The sequence below is a fragment of the Sphingobium sp. AntQ-1 genome, from assembly GCF_028538045.1.
Taxonomy (GTDB): Bacteria; Pseudomonadota; Alphaproteobacteria; order Sphingomonadales; family Sphingomonadaceae; genus Sphingobium; species Sphingobium cupriresistens.
Genome location: NZ_CP117158.1, coordinates 2,732,780 through 2,751,305 on the forward strand (window position 1 = coordinate 2,732,780; position 18,526 = coordinate 2,751,305).

The window sequence follows — 18,526 nt, forward strand, 5'->3', positions numbered from 1 at the left end:
CGCGGGTCGGAGCGGCCGATTGGTCATATGGTCCATGCGGGGCGTGGACGCCTCCGCCGCTTCCCATATGCTCCCCCAACGCCCAAGAAAACAGATATGTGCCTATTGCGAAACGATCGCAGAAATAAGCGCTTATCCCTGGGGCGGGGTGGTTTCGCCGACCTCGTCGCTGTCGAGGCTGTCGCCCAGCGTCAGGCCGTGGCGCATCAGCATCGGAATGTTGGCGGCGGCGAAGACGATCGACACGATGGTCACGCCCCAGACCTTGACCGCCAGCCAGCTGTCGAAGCTCATTGACCGCCGCATCAGCTCGTTCGCGATGGCCATGGCGACGAAGAAAAGCGCCCAGTTGCGCGACAGCTTCAGCCAGCCGGTTTCGCTCAGGCCGTCATAGGCGGCCTGGAGCAGATATTTGAGTAGCGGCTTGCCACGTAACAGGCCTGCGAACAGCATCAGCGCGAAGAAGCTGTAGATGATCGTGGGCTTTAACTGGATGAAGCTCTGATCATGGAAATAGATGGTGAGGCCGCCGAAAAACAGGATCAGCAGCGCCGACAGCCACAGCATCGGCGACACCCGGCCCAGCTTCACTTTCGAGAGGATCACCGCAATCACGATCGCCGCCATGAAGGCGGCCGTGCCGAAGGTCATAGCGGTGATCGGATTACCCGCCCCCATGAGCCAGCCGGCGCCCTTATAGGTCAGGAAGAACACCAGCAGCGGCCCGAAATCGAGCGCCAGGCTAAGCGTGCCGCCATGGGCAGGCTTTGCGGCGGGCTTGGCGTCAGCGGGCATAGGCCGTCCCTGCAATGGCGCGCGCCATGTCGCCCGCATCGAAGGGGCGCAGATCCTCGATCTTTTCGCCAACGCCGATGGCGTGGATGGGTAGACGAAATTTCTCCGCCGCCGCGACCAGCACGCCGCCGCGCGCCGTGCCGTCGAGCTTGGTCATGACCAACCCCGTCACCTGCGCGGTTTCCTTGAAGACTTCGATCTGGTTCAACGCATTCTGTCCCGTGGTGGCATCCAGAACCAGCACAACGTCGTGCGGGGCGGCCGGGTTCAATCGGCCCAGCACGCGGCGCACCTTGGACAGTTCGTCCATCAATTCGGTCTTGTTCTGAAGGCGCCCGGCCGTGTCCACGATCAGCACGTCGATGCCGGTTTCCGTCGCCTGCTTGACCGCGTCGAATACGATGCCCGCCGCGTCGCCGCCTTCCTTGCCGGCGACGATGGGGATGCCCAGACGCTCGGCCCAGACCTTGAGCTGGCCGATGGCCGCCGCGCGGAAGGTATCGCCTGCGGCCAGCATCACGCCATAATCCTGCTCCAGGAAATTATTGGCGAGCTTGGCTATGGTGGTGGTCTTGCCTGATCCGTTGACGCCGATCACCAAGATGACCTGCGGCCGCGGGAAGGCTTCGATCTCCAACGGGCGGGCGACCGGGGCGAGCACCTTCTCGATCTCTTCCGCGATGATCGCGCGCAGATATTCCTCGGTCAGCTCCTTGTTGAAGCGCCCTTCGGACAGCCGTTCGCGCACGCGGGCGGCCATGGCGGGGCCAAGGTCTGAAACGATCAGGGCTTCTTCGATCTCGTCCAACGTCTGGTCGTCGAGCGCCGCCTTGGAGAAAAGGCCGGTGAGGTTGTCGCCAAGCCTGTCGGATGTGCGCTTCAGCCCGCCGAAGAGGCGGTCGCGCCAGCTGGTGCCGGTGTCTGTCATTGCTGCGCCTCTTGCGCGATCAGCGCGCCATTCTCAAGCGCCGTGATGGTAGCAGGGACGATGGAGGAGGAGGACTGTGCCGTCATGAAGCGGACTGGCGCGAAATTTTCGGCGTGGCCGCTTAACCCGCTGCGCTCGACCAGCACCGATTGGGTGGTGCCGATCAAGCTGCGCAGCCAGGCCTCGCGTCGCGCGGCGCATGCGTCACGCAGGCGGGCAGCGCGCGCCTTGATCGTCGCGCGATCGACCTGTGGCATCCGTGCGGCCGGCGTGCCGGCGCGCGGCGAATAGGGGAAAATATGGCCGTGCACGATGTCGCATTCATCGATGAGGGCCAAGCTGTTTTCGAACATCGCCTCCTCCTCGGTAGGGAAGCCTGCGATGATGTCCGCGCCAATGCTGATGTCGGGGCGGGCGGCGTTGAGCCGTTCCACGATGGCAATGGCGTCGGCGCGGCTATGACGACGCTTCATGCGCTTGAGGATCATGTCGTCGCCCGCCTGTAGCGAGAGATGCAGGTGCGGCATCATACGCGGGTCATGCGCGATGAGATCGAATAGCCGATCGTCTATTTCCACGCTGTCGATCGACGACAGGCGCAAGCGGGGGAGGTCGGGCACGCCCTTCAGCAGGCGTTCGATCAACAGGCCGAGCGAGGGGCTGCCCGGCAGGTCGGAGCCATAGCTGGTGACATCCACGCCGGTCAGCACGATTTCGCTATAGCCGGCATCGACCAGTTGTTTCGCCTTGTCCACCACCGCGCCGGCGGGGACAGAGCGGCTGTTCCCCCGGCCATAGGGAATGATGCAGAAGGTGCAGCGATGATCGCAGCCATTCTGGACCTCCAGAAACGCGCGGGCATGGTCGGCAAAAGCGCTGGCCATATGCGGGGCGGTGTCGCGGACGGCCATGATGTCGGATACGCGGACCTTCTCGGTTATCGCGGCGAAGCTGCTCGCCTCCATCTTCTCCCGATTGCCGATCACGCCATCGACTTCGGCCATGGCGGCGAAGGTCTCCGGCTCGGTCTGGGCGGCGCAGCCGGTGACGAGGATGCGGGCGTCGGGCCGTTCGCGGCGGGCGCGGCGGATCGCCTGGCGGGTCTGGCGCACCGCTTCGGCCGTCACGGCGCAGCTATTGACCACGATCAGATCGTCCTGGCCGGCCGCCATGTCGCGAATCGCCTCGCTCTCCGCGATGTTGAGGCGGCAGCCCATGGTGATGATGTCCGGCGCTTTGGTTGAGGCAGGGGGCATCAGAAGCGGTCCCAGTCAGCCTCACCGTCGAAGACATGGGTGGCGGGTCCGGTCATGCGGATCGTGCCGCCCGGCGCCCAGTCGATCACCAGATCGCCGCCCGGCAGACTGACCGTCACCGGCCCCGTCACCAGCTTGCGGCGGACGGCGGCGACGGCGGTGGCGCAGGCGCCCGTGCCGCAGGCGCGCGTCAGCCCCGCGCCGCGTTCCCATACCACCAGACGGAGATGATCGTCGCCCACGACCTGCGCGAAATTGACGTTCACGCGCGCCGGGAACAACGGATCATGCTCGATCAGCGGGCCGAGACGGTCGAAGTTCACACCGTCCAGATGGTCCACGAAGAAGATGACATGCGGGTTGCCGACATTGACCGCGGCGGGGGCGGGCAGCTCTTCCCAACTCGCGCTCATGGTCAGCGTGTCCATGGGATAGGCGAGCGGGATCGCGTCCCAGTCGAAACGGGGTGCGCCCATATCGACGCTGGCGCCGCCATCCACGCTCTTGGCGTCGAGCAGGCCGGCCTTGGTGCGGATCAGCACGTCGCGGCCGACGAACAGGGGCACGCAGCGGGTCGCGTTGCCGCAAGCTTCCACTTCGCTGCCGTCGGCGTTGAATATCTGCATCGACACGTCCGCGTCGGGGGCGTTGCCGATCAGGATCAATTGATCGCAGCCGATCCCGGCGTGTCGATCGGCGACGGCGCGGGCGCGCGCTTCCGTCATCTCGACCGCGCCATCGCGCGCGTCGATCACAACGAAATCATTGCCCAGGCCGTGCATTTTGGAGAAGCGTCCCATGGGCGGGCATGTAGTGGGGGTGGAGGGAAAAGGCGAGTCCGTGGTTATTCTGCTACCTTGAATAATATGCTCAGGCCTCGCACTACTGAGATGGAATTGCCGTCCTTGTCCTTGGTGATCTCCACAGGCATGGCTTTAGCTTGCTCACAGGCAACTTTGGCGAGTTTTATCTCTTTAGGATTGCTCGGACCTGGTCTCACGCGACCATCTGTCCTGCTGTATCCAATCTGGTGACAAGCCGAACAATTTTTCGCGCGTGCCGTCAGGCAATTTCTGGACTGTCAATTCCATGTCGGGCTGAGGTGGCGCGGGCTTTCTAATTCTGATTGATCCAGAGCGACCGGGTAAAATCCATGTCAAATGCCCGTCATAGACATTATAGCGTCGCTGACCGGCTTCATCGATTGCTGGCGTGAACGTCGAATGTGCAGGAATTATTTCGTTCGATCTCCCTACGCCGCGGTCGCCCGCTTCTGCCCGTACAGAAAATAGACGAGTAAACCGATCGCATTCCACACCAGACAGGCGAGGATCGTCTTCATCGGCAGGCTGACGAACAGATAGGCGCAGCCGCCGATCGCGCCCACGCCGACGAACCAGGCGGCCGGCGTGCGGAAGGGGCGGCGGAGGTCTGGGCTGCGGCGGCGCAGGACGAGCAGGCACCAGCCTACGGCGGTGAAGGCGATCAGCGTGCCGGCATTGGCCAGCGCGGCGATCTCGTCGATCGGCAGCAAACCGGCGATGACGGCGACCAGCGCGGCGGTGACGGCAGTGATGCGCGCGGGCGTACCGCGCTTGGAAATCTTCGCCAGGCTTTGCGGCAGGAATCCGTCGCGCGCCATCACCAGGAAGATGCGGCTCTGGCCGTAGAGGAAACCCAGCAGCACGGTGGGCAGGGCGATGACCGCGGCGATGGCGACGATGCGGGCAATGCCGCCCTGGCCCATTTCGCGCAGGATCAGCGCCAGCGGTTCGGGACTGTCGGCAAAGCGGGTGAAGGGCAGGGCGCCGATCGCGGCGGCGGCCACCAGAACATAGATGAGGGTGCAGATGATGAGCGATCCGACGATGCCGATGGCGAGATCACGGTCCGGGTTCTTGGCTTCCTCCGCTGCGGTCGAAATCGCGTCGAAACCGTAGAAGGCGAAGAAGATAATCGCGGCCGCCGCCATCACCCCGCGTTCGACCCCGTCCGGCCCCATATGCTTGGCGAAGCCGAAGGGCATGAATGGTTCCAGATTTTGGGCGTCGAAGGCGGGCAGGGCATAAGCGACGAACAGGCTGAGCGTCACGATCTTGATGAGTACGAGAATGGTGTTGAGGCGCGCGCTTTCGCGCGTGCCGAGCATCAGCAGTCCGGCGACCACGGCGATGATGAAGATGGCGGGCAGGTTGATAAGGCCGCCCAGTTCCGGTCCCTGCGTCAACATCTTCGGGAAGCCGATCGCAGTGAGCAAAGGCGCGGCATAGCCCGACCAGCCCACCGCCACGGTGGACACGACCAAGCTATATTCCAGGATCAGGCTCCACCCCACGACCCAGGCGATGCCTTCGCCCAGCGCGACATAGCTATAGCTGTAGGCGCTGCCCGCCGCGGGCATCATGGTCGACAATTCGGCATAGGCGAGCGCGGCGCAGGCGCAGATCGCGCCCGCTATGGCGAAGGAGAGCAGGACGGCCGGTCCGGCGCGGTCCGCGCCAACGCCGATCAGAGTCAGGATGCCGGTGCCCACGATCGCGCCGACGCCCAGCGCCAGCAGATGCGGCCAGGACAGGGTGCGCGCCAGTTGATGGCCCGCTTCCTTGGGTGTCATCGCCTCCATGGGCTTGCGGCGTGTCCAGCTCATGATCCTAGGCTCCCCGATATTCAACTTGGGCTGTTGTGCTGGCGTAAAGCAGCGCATTGTGCAAGCTGTGGCCAAATTTGCATCCGGCTGCCGTCCGCGTGCCTCGCCCCGGATCGCTTGCATCATGGACGCCCTTGCGCTAAGGGCGCCGTGCAATCGGGCGGTCTGCCGTCCGGTCCCTGACAAATCCAGGACGCCCATATGGGGCATCGGATGGACGCTGGTTGGCGAGGTTTCGCCCACCGGCGATTTTGTCGTTTGGCAGGGATGCGGGATTTTCCGGGCCTTTGTGGCCCAAATGAGGTGATGATGTTCGATTCGCTAAGCGATCGTCTGAGTGGGGTATTCGACAAACTGCGTGGGCGCGGCGCGCTGACGGAGGACGATGTCCGCGCCGCGATGCGTGAAGTGCGAATCGCGCTGCTGGAGGCCGACGTCGCGTTGCCGGTCGTGCGCCAGTTCGTCGATCAGGCCACCGAACGGGCGGTCGGCAGCGACGTGCTGCGGTCGGTCACGCCGGGGCAGATGGTCGTCAAGATCGTCTCCGACACGCTGACCGAAACGCTGGGTTCCGAAGCGTCCGACCTGCTGATCGACGTGACCCCGCCCGCCGTCATTATGATGGTCGGCTTGCAGGGGTCGGGCAAGACAACCACGACTGCCAAGATCGCCAAGCGCCTCAAGGAAAAAGAGCGCAAGAAGGTACTGATGGCGTCGCTCGACGTCCAGCGTCCGGCCGCGCAGGAACAGTTGGCCGTGCTGGGCACGCAGATCGACGTCGCCACGCTGCCGATCGTGGCGGGCCAGCAGCCGGTGGATATCGCCAAGCGCGCGCTCCAGTCGGCGAAGCTGCAGGGCTTCGACGTGGTGATGCTCGACACCGCCGGTCGGCTGCATGTCGACCAGGCGTTGATGGACGAGATGAAGGCGGTCGCCGACGCCTCCAACCCCGCTGAAATCCTGCTGGTGGTCGATTCGCTGACCGGCCAGGATGCGGTCAATGTCGCGACGAACTTCTCAAGCCAGGTGCCGCTGACCGGCGTGGTGCTGACCCGCATGGACGGCGATGCGCGTGGTGGTGCGGCACTGTCGATGCGGGCCGTCACCGGCCGCCCGATCAAGTTCGCCGGCACCGGCGAAAAGCTCGATGCGCTGGAGCTGTTCCATCCGCAGCGTGTCGCGCAGCGCATATTGGGCATGGGCGACGTCGTCAGCCTGGTCGAGCGCGCCGCCGAGACGATCGATGCGGAGGAAGCCGACAAGCTGGCCAAGAAAATGGCCAAGGGTCAGTTCGACATGAACGACCTGCGCAGCCAGTTGAACCAGATGCGCCGCATGGGCGGTCTGGGCGCGCTGGCGGGCATGTTGCCGGGCTTGAAAAAGGCCCAGGCGGCGATGGCCAATAGCGGCGCGAACGACAAGACGCTGGTGCATCTGGACGCCATGATCGGCTCCATGACGCCCAAGGAGCGGGAGAAGCCCGCCCTGATCAACGCCAAGCGCAAGATTCGCATCGCCAAGGGCGCGGGCCGCACCGTGCAGGACGTCAACCGTCTCCTGAAAATGCATCAGGAAATGGAAGGCGCGATGAAGAAGATCCGCAAGATGGGCGGCCTGAAAGGGCTGGCCAAGATGTTCACCGGCGGCGGTGGCATGGGCGGATTGGGCGGCCTTGGCGGCCCGGACGGCGGCGCAGGCGGGGGTGGACCCGATCTGTCGGGCCTGGGCGGATTGGGCGGCAACATGCCCAAGCTTCCACCCGGTTTTCAAAATTTCATGAAGAAGTAAGCAATTCCCACATTTTTGGTTTGAGTAGAAAGGTCAAATTCCATGGCAACCTCCATTCGTTTGTCGCGCGGCGGCTCCAAGAAGCGTCCCTATTATCGCATCGTCGTGGCCGACAGCCGCGCCCCGCGTGACGGCAAGTTCATTGAGCGCATCGGCAGCTACAATCCCGTCCTGCCCAAGGGCGACGAGAAGCGCGTCGTTCTGGACGTCGAGCGTGCGAAGCATTGGGTTGCCGCCGGCGCCCAGGCGACCGACCGCGTCGCCCGCTTCTTGGACGCCGCCGGCGTGAAGGAGCGCATCGTGCGCAACAACCCCAAGAAGGCGGAGCCGGGCCAGAAGGCCAAGGATCGCGCTGAAGACCGCGCCACCAAGGCCGCCGAAGCGGCTGAAGCCGCCGAAGCCGCCAAGGCGGCCGCTGCCGAGGCCGCCGCTGCTCCGGCTCCGGCTGCTGAAGAAGCGCCGGCTGCAGAAGTCGCTGCCGAACAGGCCGAAGGCTGAGCCTCTTGACCGACAAGCCCGTCACTCTCGCCGCGATCATCGGTGCGCATGGAGTGGCGGGCGATGTCCGTCTGAAGCTCTTTGGCGAAGGGGCCGAAAGCCTCAAAAGCTACAAAAGCTTCAATGCGGCCGGGCGCATATTGACGTTGAAGTCGGTTCGCCCCGGTCCCAATGGCGCGGTCGCCCGTTTCGCCGAGATCGGGACACGCGGTGAAGCCGAAGCCTTGCGCGGCACGGCGCTGACCGTGCCCCGTTCCGCCCTGCCGCCGCTGGGCGAGGGCGAATATTATCATGCCGACATTATCGGCCTGTCCTGCCTGTCTAGTGCGGGCGAGGCGCTGGGCGAGATCATTGCGATCGAGAATTTCGGCGCGGGCGACATCATCGAGGTCGAACGGCCATCGGTGGAAGGCAAGAAGGGCAAGCGTTTCATGGCGCCGATGCATGCGGTGACGCTGGAGGCGGGCCGCGCGATCATTGACGCGATCTTCGTCGAATAAGGGGTAAATGTCCCTTGCGGCCATGATGCAGCGTGGCATGGTTGATCCTCCGTTGCTGGAGGGATGTTTCGATGCGCCTTGCCGCCTGCCTGCTGTTGATGATCGCTGCCGTGTGTCCGGTCCACGCCGCCGACGCGCAGAAGATCGCGCAGGCGATTCCCGCAATTGATCGCCTGTTCGCCGATTTCCAAGTGGATAGCCACGCGCCCGGATTGGTGTACGGCATCGTCGCCGACGGGCGACTGGTCCATGTGAAGGGGTTGGGCGTACAGGATCTGGTCCATAAGCGGCCGGCGACGCCGGACAGCCTGTTCCGCATCGCGTCGATGACCAAGGCCTTCACCGCGCTGTCGATCCTGAAGCTGCGGGAAGAGGGCAAGCTCTCGCTCGATGATCTGGCCGAAACCTATGTGCCGGAGATGCGCGCCTGGACCTATCCGACCAAAGATAGTCCGCGCATCCGCATCCGCGACCTGCTGACCCATAGCGCGGGCCTGGTCGACGACAATCCCTGGGGCGACCGCCAGACGCCGCTGCCGGAAGCGGACTTCACCCGTATGCTGCAACAGGGGGTGCCGTTCAGCAGCGCGCCGGGCAGCCATTATGAATATAGTAATTTCGGCTTCGCGCTGCTGGGCCGGATCATCGCCACTGTCTCCGGTCGGCCCTATCGCCGCTATGTCGAACAGACGTTGCTGATGCCGCTGGGGATGGCGTCGAGCGGCTATGCGGTGGACGAATGGCCGCTCGATCGGCGCGCGATCGGCTATCGCTGGGAAGAAGGGCGATGGAAGGCGGAGCCGACGATGCGCGACGGCGCATTCGGCGCGATGGGCGGGCTACAGACCAGCGCCAATGATTATGCGCGCTGGGTCGCCTTCCTGCTGTCCGCCTGGCCCGCGCGGGACGATCCCGATGCCGGACCGGCGCCGCGATCGGCGGTGCGGATGCTGGCGGAGGGGAGTAATTTCGTTAGCCTCGCCCCGCGATATGGCGCCAGTGGCCCGTCCGCCTGTCGTCAGGCGGCTGCCTATGGTTTTGGTATGCGGGTGGCGCAGGATTGCGACCTGGGCCTGACGCTGGCCCATGGCGGCGGCTATCCCGGCTATGGCAGCCATGTGATGCTGATGCCCGACCATGGCGTTGGCATCTTCGTCTTCACCAACCGCACCTATAATGGCGGCGCTGGCCCCGCCTGGGACGCGGCCATGGCGTTGCAGAAGGCCGGCGTGCTGGTCGAGCGGACGCAGGCGGTGTCGCCCCTGCTGGCGGATGGCTATGCCGCGACCGGGCGCATCTATGCCGCTGGCGGCGTGCAGGGCGCGCAGGATCGGCTGGCGATGAACTTCCTGATGGACAGCGACATGGACAGTTGGCGCAAGAAGCTTGCCGCGTTGAAAAGCGAGGTCGGGGCGTGCCGCACCGACGCGCCGATCAAGGCCGGCGGCAATCTGTCGGGCAGCTTTACCTGGACCTGCGAAAAGGGGCGCGTGGCGGGGTCTATCCTGCTCGCGCCGACGCAGGGTGCGCAGATTCAGGAACTAAAACTGTCCGTAAAGACCCCCTGAGCGACAGGCAGGCGAGGCGAAACTGGACGAGGCGGCGCGCTTATCCTAAGCGCGGGTCATGGCGCAAATACTCACCGCTCTTTATCTTCTGGCAATGCTGGCCGCCGGTTGGCGCCTGTTCAGCGTCGACTGGTCGCGCGGCGTGAAGGTCGTCAGCGCGGTTGCGCTGGTATGCCCGATCCCTCTGCTGGTCCTGATCCCTGGTGTGCTGCACCCCGAACGACCCTTTGCAGGGCTGCTCCAGAGCATCGGTGTCGCGCTGTTGATCTGTGGCCTGTTGTGTATGGGCGGAGGAGCGTCCGCGGCCTGGTTGCGGTCGCGCCGGAAATGAGCTTCGCTGCGCAGATATTGACCCTCTATCCAGAGATGTTTCCGGGGCCGCTGGGCGTTTCGCTGGCGGGGCGAGCGCTGAGCGAGGGGAAGTGGGCGTGCGACCCGATTCACATCCGCGATTTCGCCGCCGACCGGCATCGCACCGTTGACGATACGCCCGCGGGCGGCGGCGCGGGCATGGTGCTGCGTGCGGACATCATGGCCAAGGCGGTGGATCACGCGCTGGAGAAGCGGCCCGACCTGCCCGTGCTGGCGATGACGCCGCGCGGCGCGCCCATCACCCAGGCGCGCGTGCGCAGCCTGGCGGAAGGGCCGGGCGTGACCCTGGTCTGCGGCCGGTTCGAGGGGTTTGACGAGCGTATCTTCGACGCCCGGCCGATCGAGCAGGTCAGCATGGGAGACATCATCCTGTCGGGCGGGGAAATGGCGGCTTTGCTGCTGCTCGATGCTTGTGTTCGGCTGCTTCCCGGTGTAATGGGCGCGGCTTCCAGCGGAGTCGAGGAATCCTTTGAAACGGGATTGCTCGAATATCCGCATTATACCCGCCCGGTAGAATGGGAGGGGCGCGCGATCCCGCAAGTGTTGCGATCGGGGGATCATGCGAAGATCGCCGCCTGGCGGAAACAACAGGCGGAGGATGATACACGGCTAAGGCGGCCGGACCTTTGGGAACGTCACATCGGCGTTCGGGTCCAGTCGCCCTCTGGTGCGCAACGAACGACCAAGGACTGAGTTGACATGAACATCATCCAGCAGATCGAGGCGGAAAACATCGCCGCCCTCGGCAAGGACATCCCCGAATTCCGCCCTGGCGACACGCTGCGCGTCGGCGTGAAGGTCATTGAAGGCGAGCGTAGCCGCGTTCAGAACTATGAAGGCGTGTGCATCGCCCGTTCGAACAAGGGCATGGGTTCGAACTTCACCGTGCGCAAGATTTCGTTCGGCGAAGGCGTGGAGCGCGTATTCCCGCTCTATTCGCCCAACCTCGATTCGATCACCGTCGTCCGCCGTGGCGTCGTGCGTCGTGCGAAGCTTTACTATCTGCGTGGCCGTACCGGCAAGCGCGCTCGCATCGCCGAGCGCCGCGACAACCGCGAAGGCTGATCACGGCAAGATTGAGCGTCTAACAACGCTTCTTGACAGTTGTAAAAAAGATACAGGCGGCGACCCCCAAGGTCGCCGCCTTTTTCGTTATGTTACAAGGATTTGACAAAATTTGACGATCGTCCGGCTTTGTCCCGTGCGAAAGATTTTGCGCTGCGGCAAAAAGGGCCATTTTGTTGATGGTGGATTTATGTCAGCCTTCCGTTTCCAATTGTTACGGATTGTAGTTGCACTGAAACTTTCAGTTTCGGTCGGGGAATTTTGCAACTTCATGACGTTGAAAATAAAATAAGGTGGGGGATGTCGAAAAGGCCTCTGTAAAAGAGAAATAGGGGGCTTTTTTGATGAAGTATAAGGGTCTGATTTCACGCAGCGCAATTGCTGTTTCTCTCTGTTCTTCCATGCCTGTTCTTGCGCAGGATGCGCCGCTGCAGACTGCTGCCGCCGAACCGGGCCAGACCATCATCGTGACCGGCACCCGCCGCACCGATCGCACCGTGGCGGAATCGCCCACGCCGATCGATGTCTATTCCGGCGTTGAACTGCAAAAGCAGGGCACGGCCGACATGAATCAGGTGATCCAGAACCTCGTTCCCTCCTTCTCGGTCGCGCGCTACGCCATTGGCGATGGCTCGTCCTTTGTGCGTCCGCCCAACCTGCGCGGCCTGGCGCCCGACCAGACGCTGGTGATGATCAACGGCAAGCGTATGCACCGTTCCGCGCTGGTCCAGATCGGCGCCAACGCCCAGTCCGCCGGCGCCCATTCCGCCGATTTGGCGCAGGTGCCCGCCATTGCGGTCCGCGCGGTCGAAGTGCTGCGCGACGGCGCATCGGCGCAATACGGATCGGACGCCATCGCCGGGGTCATCAACATGACCCTGCGCGACGATACGGACGGCATTTCGGGCTATGCCCGCTACGGCCAATTTTATCGCGGCGATGGCGAGGATTATCAGCTCGCCTTGAACGGCGGGTTCAAGCTGGGCGACAGCGGCTTCATCAACATCAGCGGCGAATATGTGAATGCGGCCAAGACCAGCCGCGGTGTCACGCGCGCCGGCGCGCATCTACTGGCGCAGGAGCAGCCCACCATCGGCGTGCCGGCTCTGGCGCAGCGCTACGGCAATCCGGCGATGGAATCCTACCGCTTCTTCGTCAATGGCGGGTTTGACCTGGGCGATGACAGCAGCGTCTATTTCTTCGGCAATTATGGTCACAGCTTCCAGGAAGAAAGCTTCAACTATCGCCAGTCGGTCAATACGTCCGGCGTCGATATCGAAGGCAACAGCTTCGGCAAGAACGGCATCTTCAACGATTACTTCACGGACTTCGACAACACGCTGCCGGGCATCCAGACTGGCGCTGCGGGCGGGAATGTCTATGCGCCCAACGATTATGAAGTCACGACGCGCGACTATACCCAGGTCGCGACCTGTTCCGACCCGCTGGTCCAGAATTGGAGCTGCGTCTATCCTGGCGGCTTCACGCCGATCTTCTTTGGCAAGATCGACGATATTTCAGGCACCGTCGGCTATAAGGGCAAATTAGGCTTCGGCCTGAACTATGACATTTCTGGCAGCTATGGCCAGTCGACGCTGCGCTACACGATGAACGGCACGATGAACCCGTCGCTGGGCATCACGTCGCCGAACGAATTCTACCTGGGCAAGCTGGAGCAGCGCGAAACGCTGATCAATGCGGACTTCAGCTATCCCTGGGAAGTCGGCTTCGCCAGCCCCGTCACCATCGCCTTTGGCGGCCAATATTTCCGCGAATCCTATGAATTAGGTCTGGGCGACGCGGCCTCCTACGCGATCGGGCAATATACCGGGAACCTTGTCTTCCATCAGGACGGCACGCCGGTATTGAACGCCGACGGATCGCAACTGTCGGTCACGCTGCCGGTCGGCGCCAATGGCTTCCCCGGTTACGGCCCGGCCATCGCCGGCGAAAGCAGCCGCAATTCCAAGGGGCTGTATATCGACATCGAAGGGGACGTCACCGAACAACTCTCCTTCGGCATCGCTGGCCGCTATGAGCATCTGTCCGACTTCGGCAATTCGACCACCGGCAAATTTTCGGCCCGTTACGCGGTCGTTCCCGATATCGTCGCCCTGCGTGGCACGGTGGCGACGGGCTTCCGCGCGCCGACGCCGGGCCAGGTCAACAGCAGCAGCATCGCAACTGGCTTCAATCCCGGCAATCCCAACGCGATCGAATCGATGACGCTGCCGGTCACCAGCCCGGTCGCGGCCTTCCTGGGGGCAACGCCGCTCAAGCCCGAAGAGTCGGTCAGCTTCTCGCTCGGCAGCGTGTTCACGCCTGCGCCGGGCTTCACGCTCTCGATCGACTATTACAACATCAAGGTGAAGGACCGGATCGGCACATCCGGCACGTTCGAAATCACCAATGACCAGCGGCCCACGCTCCAGTCGCTGGGGCTGGCCAACTATGCGACCGTCAACGAAGTGCAGTTCCTGACCAACGCCTTCGATACCCGCACCCAGGGTGTGGACGTCGTCGGCAGCTATCGCTTTGCGACGGACACCATGGGCAGTTTCAGCACCACGCTGGCGTTCAACTATAACAAGACCAAGGTCATCGCACGCGATCCCGACATCGTATCCGATGTTCGCGTCGCCCAGCTGGAAAAGACCCTGCCCAAGACCCGCGTCATCCTGACCGAGAATTGGAACAGCGGTCCCTTCTCCGTGCTGGCGCGCATGAACTGGTATGGCAAATATACCCAGACGGATGACGGCCCGGTGTCGCAGACGTTCGGCAGCGAGTTCGTGTTCGACTTCGAGAGCAGCTATGAAGTGAACGACAATTTCACCCTGAGCGTGGGTGTGCAGAACCTCTTCAGCAACTATCCCGACAAATATTCCAACACCAAAGGGACGTTGGGTCCGGTCTATGGTTCGACCGGCGGCCGATTCACCGGCGACATCTATCCCGACGTGTCGCCCTTCGGCTTCAATGGCGGCTTCTGGTACGGGAAGGTCGGTTTCAAATTCTGATCCCTGCATAACAGCGACGATTGACGGCCGGTCCCTTGCAGGATCGGCCGTTTTCGTTGCAGGACATAATATGCCGCTGACCCATCGCCTCGCCATCCTGGCCGACGAACCGCGCCTGTCGGCGCTGATGACCCGCGCCATCGAAGATTTGCAATCCGCCTGGCTGACCCCCGGCCAGGTCGCGGCCAGCCACGCCTTCATGGGGCTGGACAGCCGGCTGATCGCGGACGGCACCTATTTCGTCATCGAGGATGCGGGCGCCATCGCCGGATGCGGCGGGTGGAGCCGTCGGGCGACACCCTATGGCGGCAATCATAGCGCGGGGCGGGACGACCGGCTGCTTGACCCGGCGACCGAGCCGGCAAAAGTGCGGGCGATGTACACCCACCCCGATCATGTGCGCAAAGGCGTGGGCACGCTGATCCTGTCGCTGTGCGAGGCGGCGGCGAAGGGGGAGGGCTTTGCCGCGCTGGAACTGACCGGCACGATGGCCGGGGTGCCGCTCTACCGCAGTTTCGGGTTCGAGGGGGTGCGGCCGTTCGAGGATAGCGGCGTGCCGATGCTGCTGATGCGCAAGCCTATCTGATCGCGGACGTCCGGCTGGTGAACCAGAGACCGACGAGGCTGAGGAGCGCGGCCGCCGACATGTAGAGGCCGACCCAAGCGACGCCCTGTGCGCCGATCAGCCAAGTGGCGACGATCGGGGCGAGCGCGCCGCCGACAATGCCGCCCAGGTTGAAGGCAAAGGACGCGCCGGTATAGCGTAGCTGGATCGGGAAGAGGGCCGGCAGATATGCCCCCAGCGGGCCGTAGATGAAGCCCATGACGAACAGCGCCAGGCTGAGCGCCACGAAGATCGGCAGCAGCGCGCCGGTGCCGATCAGCGGGCCGAAGACGAGGCCCATCGCCACCGTGCCCGCGCAGCCCCAGGCCAGTGCGGTTGTGGGGCTGGTGCGATCGGCCCACCAGCCGGCGATGACGATGCTGATCGCCATGAACAGGATCGCGCCTAACTGGATGGCGAGGAAGCTGCTGCGGTCGATCCTGAGCGCGGTGGTGCCGTAGCCGAGCGCGAAGGCGGTCGCGATATAGTAGACGGCGAAACAGGCGGCGCAGGCGAAGGTGCCGGCGATCGCCGCGCCGAGGTGCGAGGAGAGGAGGGTCGCCAGCGGCACGGAGGGCGGTGGGGTTTCCTTTTGCGCGGCGGCGAACTCCGGGGTTTCGGTCAGCTTGAGGCGGACCCAGAGGCCGAGAATCACGAGCACTGCGCTGCCCAGGAAGGGCAGGCGCCAGCCCCAGGCGAAGAAGTCTTCGTCGGTCAGGAAGGCGCCCAGGATCAGGAACAGGCCGTTGGCGGCGATGAAGCCGACCGGGGCGCCCAGTTGCGGGAACATGCCGAAGCGCGCGCGCCAGCCCGGCGGGGCGTTCTCCACCGCCAGCAGCGCCGCGCCGCCCCATTCGCCGCCGAGGCCAAAGCCCTGGCCGAAGCGCAACAGACACAGGATCAGCGGCGCCCAGTAACCGATCATCTGATAGGTGGGCAGGAAGCCGATCAGCAGCGTGCAGCCGCCCATCAGCATCAGCGAGGCGACCAAAGTGGCCTTGCGCCCGATGCGGTCGCCAAAATGGCCGAACACCGCGGCGCCGACGGGCCGGGCGAAGAAGGCGAGGGCGAGGCTGCCATAGGAGGCCATCAACTGCGCCGAGGGCGAGGAGGAGGGGAAGAAGAGCGAGGGGAAGATCAGGCTGGCGGCGGTGGCGTAGATGTAGAAGTCGTAAAATTCGACCGCCGTGCCGATCAGGCTGGCCGCCAGCACGCGCTTGTGCCGCCACATTTCCCCGATGCCGCTTGTGTTGGTCATGCCCGTTCGCCCCCTGTCGCTTCTTTTCTTTGTCATTCCCGCGCAGGCGGGAATCCATCTCCTGCGCTGTCCTTGCCGCAAGGCCGGAGATGGTTTCCGCCTGCGCGGGAACGGCGTGATATTATCGTCGTCGCTTCTGGTTCAACAATTCATAGGCCATGACGGCGGTGGCGACGGCGGCGTTCAGGCTGTCCGCCTTGCCCAGCATCGGCATCTTGACCAGTATGTCGCATTCCGCCTCATAGCTTTCCGGCAGGCCCTGCGCTTCGTTGCCGACCAGCAGGAAGCTGGGGCTTTGATAGGTTGGTTCCTGATAGTCCTGCGTCGCCTTCAGGCTGGTGCCGATCAGTTCGCCCGGTCCCTGCCGCAGCCAGTGCATGAATTCGCCCCAGCGCGCCTGGGTGATCGACTGGGTGAAGAGCGCCCCCATGGAGGCGCGCACCGATTCGACCGAGAAGGGATCGACGCAATCGTCGATCAGGATCAGGCCCCCCGCGCCGACCGCGTCGCCCGTGCGCAATATCGTGCCGAGATTGCCGGGATCGCGCAGCGACTGGGCGACGATCCAGATGTCCGCCTTGGTACGGTCCAGCCTGTCGAGCGGGGTAAGCCGGTCGCGATAGACGCCGACCACCGCCTGTGCATTGTCCTTGCCGCTGATCTTGGACAGGATGTCGGGCGTGGTTTCGATGACGTCGCCGCCGGTCGCCTCCATCGCGTCGATCAGGTCCAGCGCCAGGGGATGGGTGGAGCCGGCGTGGAACAGCATTTCGGGGAGCACGCCTTCCTCGCGCGCTTCGGTCAGGATGCGCAGCCCTTCGGCCAGGAACAGTCCCTCGGCCTTGCGATGCTTTTTTTCCCGCAAGCTGCGGACGCGCTTCACCAGCGGGTTGGAAAATCCGGTGATCTCGCGTGCCACGTCTGTCGCTGGTCCCAAATGAGCGGAAGGAAGCGGCTTCCTTAGCCATGGAAAGGTGAAAAGGACAGGGGGAAGCCGATGCGCATCTTCCACGATGGATTTGAATCGCGAATTTTGCGAAGGGTCGCCGATGGACGCCAAAACACCCCCGCCACCCGTCACGCTTGCCCCGGTGCCGCCGCTGCATGTCTCGCCCCGCATCGAGGACGGATTTTTCCTGGGCGTCGTGCTGGTCGTGTCCATCGCGTTCGCGCTGGTGATCGAGCCTTTCTTCGCCGCCGTGCTGTGGGGCGTGATCGCCGCGATCCTGTTCGCGCCGCTCAACCGGCAGATATTGTCGGCCATTCCCACGCATCGCAATGGCGCGGCGCTCATCACCCTGTTCCTGATCCTGGGGGTGGTGATCGTCCCGGCCTTCGTGCTGGGTGCGGCGCTGTTGCAGGAAGGGGCCTATTTCTATGCCAAGATCCAGTCGGGCGAGATTAATTTCGTGCGCCTGTTCGGGCAGGTGCTGGCGGCGCTGCCCGATTGGGCGACGCCCTATTTGCGGCGATTGGGCCTGACCAATTTCTATGCGGCGCAGGATATGGTGACCAAGGGCGTGACCAGCAGTTTCCGCACGCTGGCGGCGCAGGCGTTCCAGATCGGGCAGAGCGCGTTCAGCTTCTTCGTGGCGCTGGGCGTCATGTTGTACCTGACCTATTTCCTGCTGCGCGACGGGGAAATGCTGTCGCAACGCATCGCGGCGGCGGCGCCGCTGCGCGCCAGCCAGCGCCAGGCGCTGATCGATCAGTTCGTGGTCGTCATCCGCGCCACGATCAAGGGCAGCATTGTCGTCGCCATCGTGCAGGGCTTGATCGGGGGCATCGTCTTTTGGGCGCTCGACATAGAGGGCGCGTTGCTGTGGGGCGTGCTGATGGGCGCGCTGTCTTTGTTGCCCGCGGTCGGCACAGCGATCGTCTGGGTGCCGGTGGCGATCTATCTGTTTGCGACAGGGGCGATCTGGCAGGGGGGCGTGCTGGTGGCGTGCGGCGCATTGGTGATCGGGTCGGTCGACAATGTGCTGCGCCCGATCCTGGTGGGGCGCGAGACGCGGATTCCCGACTATGTCGTACTGATATCGACGCTGGGCGGGCTGGAGATGTTCGGCTTCAACGGCATCGTCATCGGCCCGGTGATCGCGGCCCTGTTCATCGCGACCTGGGATATCTTCACGCGGATGCGGAGCGCGGCGGAGGGGTGACCATTGCGCGTCACGGCGAAGTTCACACCGTTGTCGGGTTAATCGGGCGATAGTGCCGGTAAAAC

17 protein-coding genes are annotated in these 18,526 nt (G+C 63.9%); 10 read left to right on the plus strand and 7 right to left on the minus strand.

Features of this window, described 5'->3' with window-relative positions:
• Nucleotides 1-132: 132 nt before the first annotated feature.
• The 5 genes from ispZ to sphantq_RS13675 form a co-directional block, all read right to left on the minus strand.
• Nucleotides 133-795: a septation protein IspZ gene (ispZ, locus tag sphantq_RS13655; protein WP_272798744.1), complete on the minus strand. Its 663-nt coding sequence runs from the start codon at nt 793-795 to the stop codon at nt 133-135.
• Nucleotides 785-1,723 carry a signal recognition particle-docking protein FtsY gene (gene ftsY, locus sphantq_RS13660; RefSeq protein WP_066600500.1) on the minus strand — a complete coding sequence of 313 codons (939 nt, stop codon included), beginning with the start codon at nt 1,721-1,723 and terminating at the stop codon, nt 785-787. The genes ispZ and ftsY overlap by 11 nt, the downstream gene beginning before the upstream one ends.
• Complete coding sequence (mtaB, locus tag sphantq_RS13665) at nt 1,720-2,979, minus strand: tRNA (N(6)-L-threonylcarbamoyladenosine(37)-C(2))-methylthiotransferase MtaB (RefSeq protein ID WP_272798745.1); 1,260 nt, start codon at nt 2,977-2,979, stop codon at nt 1,720-1,722. The genes ftsY and mtaB overlap by 4 nt, the downstream gene beginning before the upstream one ends.
• Nucleotides 2,979-3,779: a diaminopimelate epimerase gene (gene dapF / locus sphantq_RS13670; protein ID WP_066600508.1), complete on the minus strand. Its 801-nt coding sequence runs from the start codon at nt 3,777-3,779 to the stop codon at nt 2,979-2,981. The genes mtaB and dapF overlap by 1 nt, the downstream gene beginning before the upstream one ends.
• Before the next feature lie 452 nt (nt 3,780-4,231).
• Complete coding sequence (locus sphantq_RS13675; protein WP_272798746.1) at nt 4,232-5,626, minus strand: amino acid permease; 1,395 nt, start codon at nt 5,624-5,626, stop codon at nt 4,232-4,234.
• A 306-nt stretch (nt 5,627-5,932) separates the two neighbouring features.
• On the opposite strand from sphantq_RS13675, the gene ffh reads away from it, so the two are divergent.
• From ffh to sphantq_RS13720, 9 genes are all read left to right on the plus strand, one after another.
• The gene (gene ffh / locus sphantq_RS13680) at nt 5,933-7,414 is read left to right on the plus strand and encodes a signal recognition particle protein (RefSeq protein ID WP_129926504.1); all 1,482 of its coding nucleotides are present in this window, start codon (nt 5,933-5,935) and stop codon (nt 7,412-7,414) included.
• A 42-nt stretch (nt 7,415-7,456) separates the two neighbouring features.
• Entirely contained in the window at nt 7,457-7,912 is a 456-nt protein-coding gene (rpsP, locus tag sphantq_RS13685) for a 30S ribosomal protein S16 (protein ID WP_066600513.1), read from the plus strand.
• 5 nt (nt 7,913-7,917) lie between these two features.
• Complete coding sequence (gene rimM, locus sphantq_RS13690; protein ID WP_272798747.1) at nt 7,918-8,412, plus strand: ribosome maturation factor RimM; 495 nt, start codon at nt 7,918-7,920, stop codon at nt 8,410-8,412.
• Nucleotides 8,413-8,483: 71 nt separating this feature from the next.
• Nucleotides 8,484-9,980 (plus strand): serine hydrolase domain-containing protein, encoded by a 1,497-nt coding sequence (locus sphantq_RS13695; protein ID WP_272798748.1) that lies wholly within the window; start codon nt 8,484-8,486, stop codon nt 9,978-9,980.
• Nucleotides 9,981-10,038: 58 nt separating this feature from the next.
• Nucleotides 10,039-10,311 (plus strand): hypothetical protein, encoded by a 273-nt coding sequence (locus sphantq_RS13700; RefSeq protein WP_272798749.1) that lies wholly within the window; start codon nt 10,039-10,041, stop codon nt 10,309-10,311.
• Nucleotides 10,308-11,045, plus strand: coding sequence for a tRNA (guanosine(37)-N1)-methyltransferase TrmD (gene trmD / locus sphantq_RS13705; RefSeq protein WP_066600527.1), 738 nt, complete (start codon nt 10,308-10,310; stop codon nt 11,043-11,045). The genes sphantq_RS13700 and trmD overlap by 4 nt, the downstream gene beginning before the upstream one ends.
• A 6-nt stretch (nt 11,046-11,051) precedes the next feature.
• Complete coding sequence (rplS, locus tag sphantq_RS13710; RefSeq protein WP_056686454.1) at nt 11,052-11,417, plus strand: 50S ribosomal protein L19; 366 nt, start codon at nt 11,052-11,054, stop codon at nt 11,415-11,417.
• A gap of 344 nt (nt 11,418-11,761) precedes the next feature.
• Nucleotides 11,762-14,437, plus strand: coding sequence for a TonB-dependent receptor plug domain-containing protein (locus sphantq_RS13715; RefSeq protein WP_336314427.1), 2,676 nt, complete (start codon nt 11,762-11,764; stop codon nt 14,435-14,437).
• Nucleotides 14,438-14,507: 70 nt separating this feature from the next.
• Nucleotides 14,508-15,023: a GNAT family N-acetyltransferase gene (locus sphantq_RS13720; RefSeq protein WP_272798751.1), complete on the plus strand. Its 516-nt coding sequence runs from the start codon at nt 14,508-14,510 to the stop codon at nt 15,021-15,023.
• Here the strand turns inward: sphantq_RS13720 and sphantq_RS13725 are convergent.
• Both sphantq_RS13725 and sphantq_RS13730 read right to left on the minus strand, forming a co-directional pair.
• Nucleotides 15,016-16,299 (minus strand): MFS transporter, encoded by a 1,284-nt coding sequence (locus tag sphantq_RS13725; protein WP_272798752.1) that lies wholly within the window; start codon nt 16,297-16,299, stop codon nt 15,016-15,018. The two genes, sphantq_RS13720 and sphantq_RS13725, sit on opposite strands and share 8 nt — an antisense overlap.
• Nucleotides 16,300-16,420: 121 nt before the next feature.
• Nucleotides 16,421-17,218 (minus strand): TrmH family RNA methyltransferase, encoded by a 798-nt coding sequence (locus tag sphantq_RS13730; protein WP_272798753.1) that lies wholly within the window; start codon nt 17,216-17,218, stop codon nt 16,421-16,423.
• Between the two features lie 130 nt (nt 17,219-17,348).
• On the opposite strand from sphantq_RS13730, the gene sphantq_RS13735 reads away from it, so the two are divergent.
• On the plus strand, nt 17,349-18,461 hold the full coding sequence (locus sphantq_RS13735) for an AI-2E family transporter (protein ID WP_272798754.1): 1,113 nt from the start codon (nt 17,349-17,351) through the stop codon (nt 18,459-18,461).
• Nucleotides 18,462-18,526 lie beyond the last annotated feature (65 nt).

Bases quoted from the DNA above. Each gene is read 5' to 3' on its own strand.
- ispZ (WP_272798744.1), bottom strand. From the start codon at position 795: ATGCCCGCTGACGCCAAGCCCGCCGCAAAGCCTGCCCATGGCGGCACG.
- ftsY (WP_066600500.1), bottom strand. From the start codon at position 1,723: ATGACAGACACCGGCACCAGCTGGCGCGACCGCCTCTTCGGCGGGCTG.
- mtaB (WP_272798745.1), bottom strand. From the start codon at position 2,979: ATGCCCCCTGCCTCAACCAAAGCGCCGGACATCATCACCATGGGCTGC.
- dapF (WP_066600508.1), bottom strand. From the start codon at position 3,779: ATGGGACGCTTCTCCAAAATGCACGGCCTGGGCAATGATTTCGTTGTG.
- sphantq_RS13675 (WP_272798746.1), bottom strand. From the start codon at position 5,626: ATGAGCTGGACACGCCGCAAGCCCATGGAGGCGATGACACCCAAGGAA.
- ffh (WP_129926504.1), top strand. From the start codon at position 5,933: ATGATGTTCGATTCGCTAAGCGATCGTCTGAGTGGGGTATTCGACAAA.
- rpsP (WP_066600513.1), top strand. From the start codon at position 7,457: ATGGCAACCTCCATTCGTTTGTCGCGCGGCGGCTCCAAGAAGCGTCCC.
- sphantq_RS13695 (WP_272798748.1), top strand. From the start codon at position 8,484: ATGCGCCTTGCCGCCTGCCTGCTGTTGATGATCGCTGCCGTGTGTCCG.
- sphantq_RS13700 (WP_272798749.1), top strand. From the start codon at position 10,039: ATGGCGCAAATACTCACCGCTCTTTATCTTCTGGCAATGCTGGCCGCC.
- trmD (WP_066600527.1), top strand. From the start codon at position 10,308: ATGAGCTTCGCTGCGCAGATATTGACCCTCTATCCAGAGATGTTTCCG.
- rplS (WP_056686454.1), top strand. From the start codon at position 11,052: ATGAACATCATCCAGCAGATCGAGGCGGAAAACATCGCCGCCCTCGGC.
- sphantq_RS13715 (WP_336314427.1), top strand. From the start codon at position 11,762: ATGAAGTATAAGGGTCTGATTTCACGCAGCGCAATTGCTGTTTCTCTC.
- sphantq_RS13720 (WP_272798751.1), top strand. From the start codon at position 14,508: ATGCCGCTGACCCATCGCCTCGCCATCCTGGCCGACGAACCGCGCCTG.
- sphantq_RS13725 (WP_272798752.1), bottom strand. From the start codon at position 16,299: ATGACCAACACAAGCGGCATCGGGGAAATGTGGCGGCACAAGCGCGTG.
- sphantq_RS13735 (WP_272798754.1), top strand. From the start codon at position 17,349: ATGGACGCCAAAACACCCCCGCCACCCGTCACGCTTGCCCCGGTGCCG.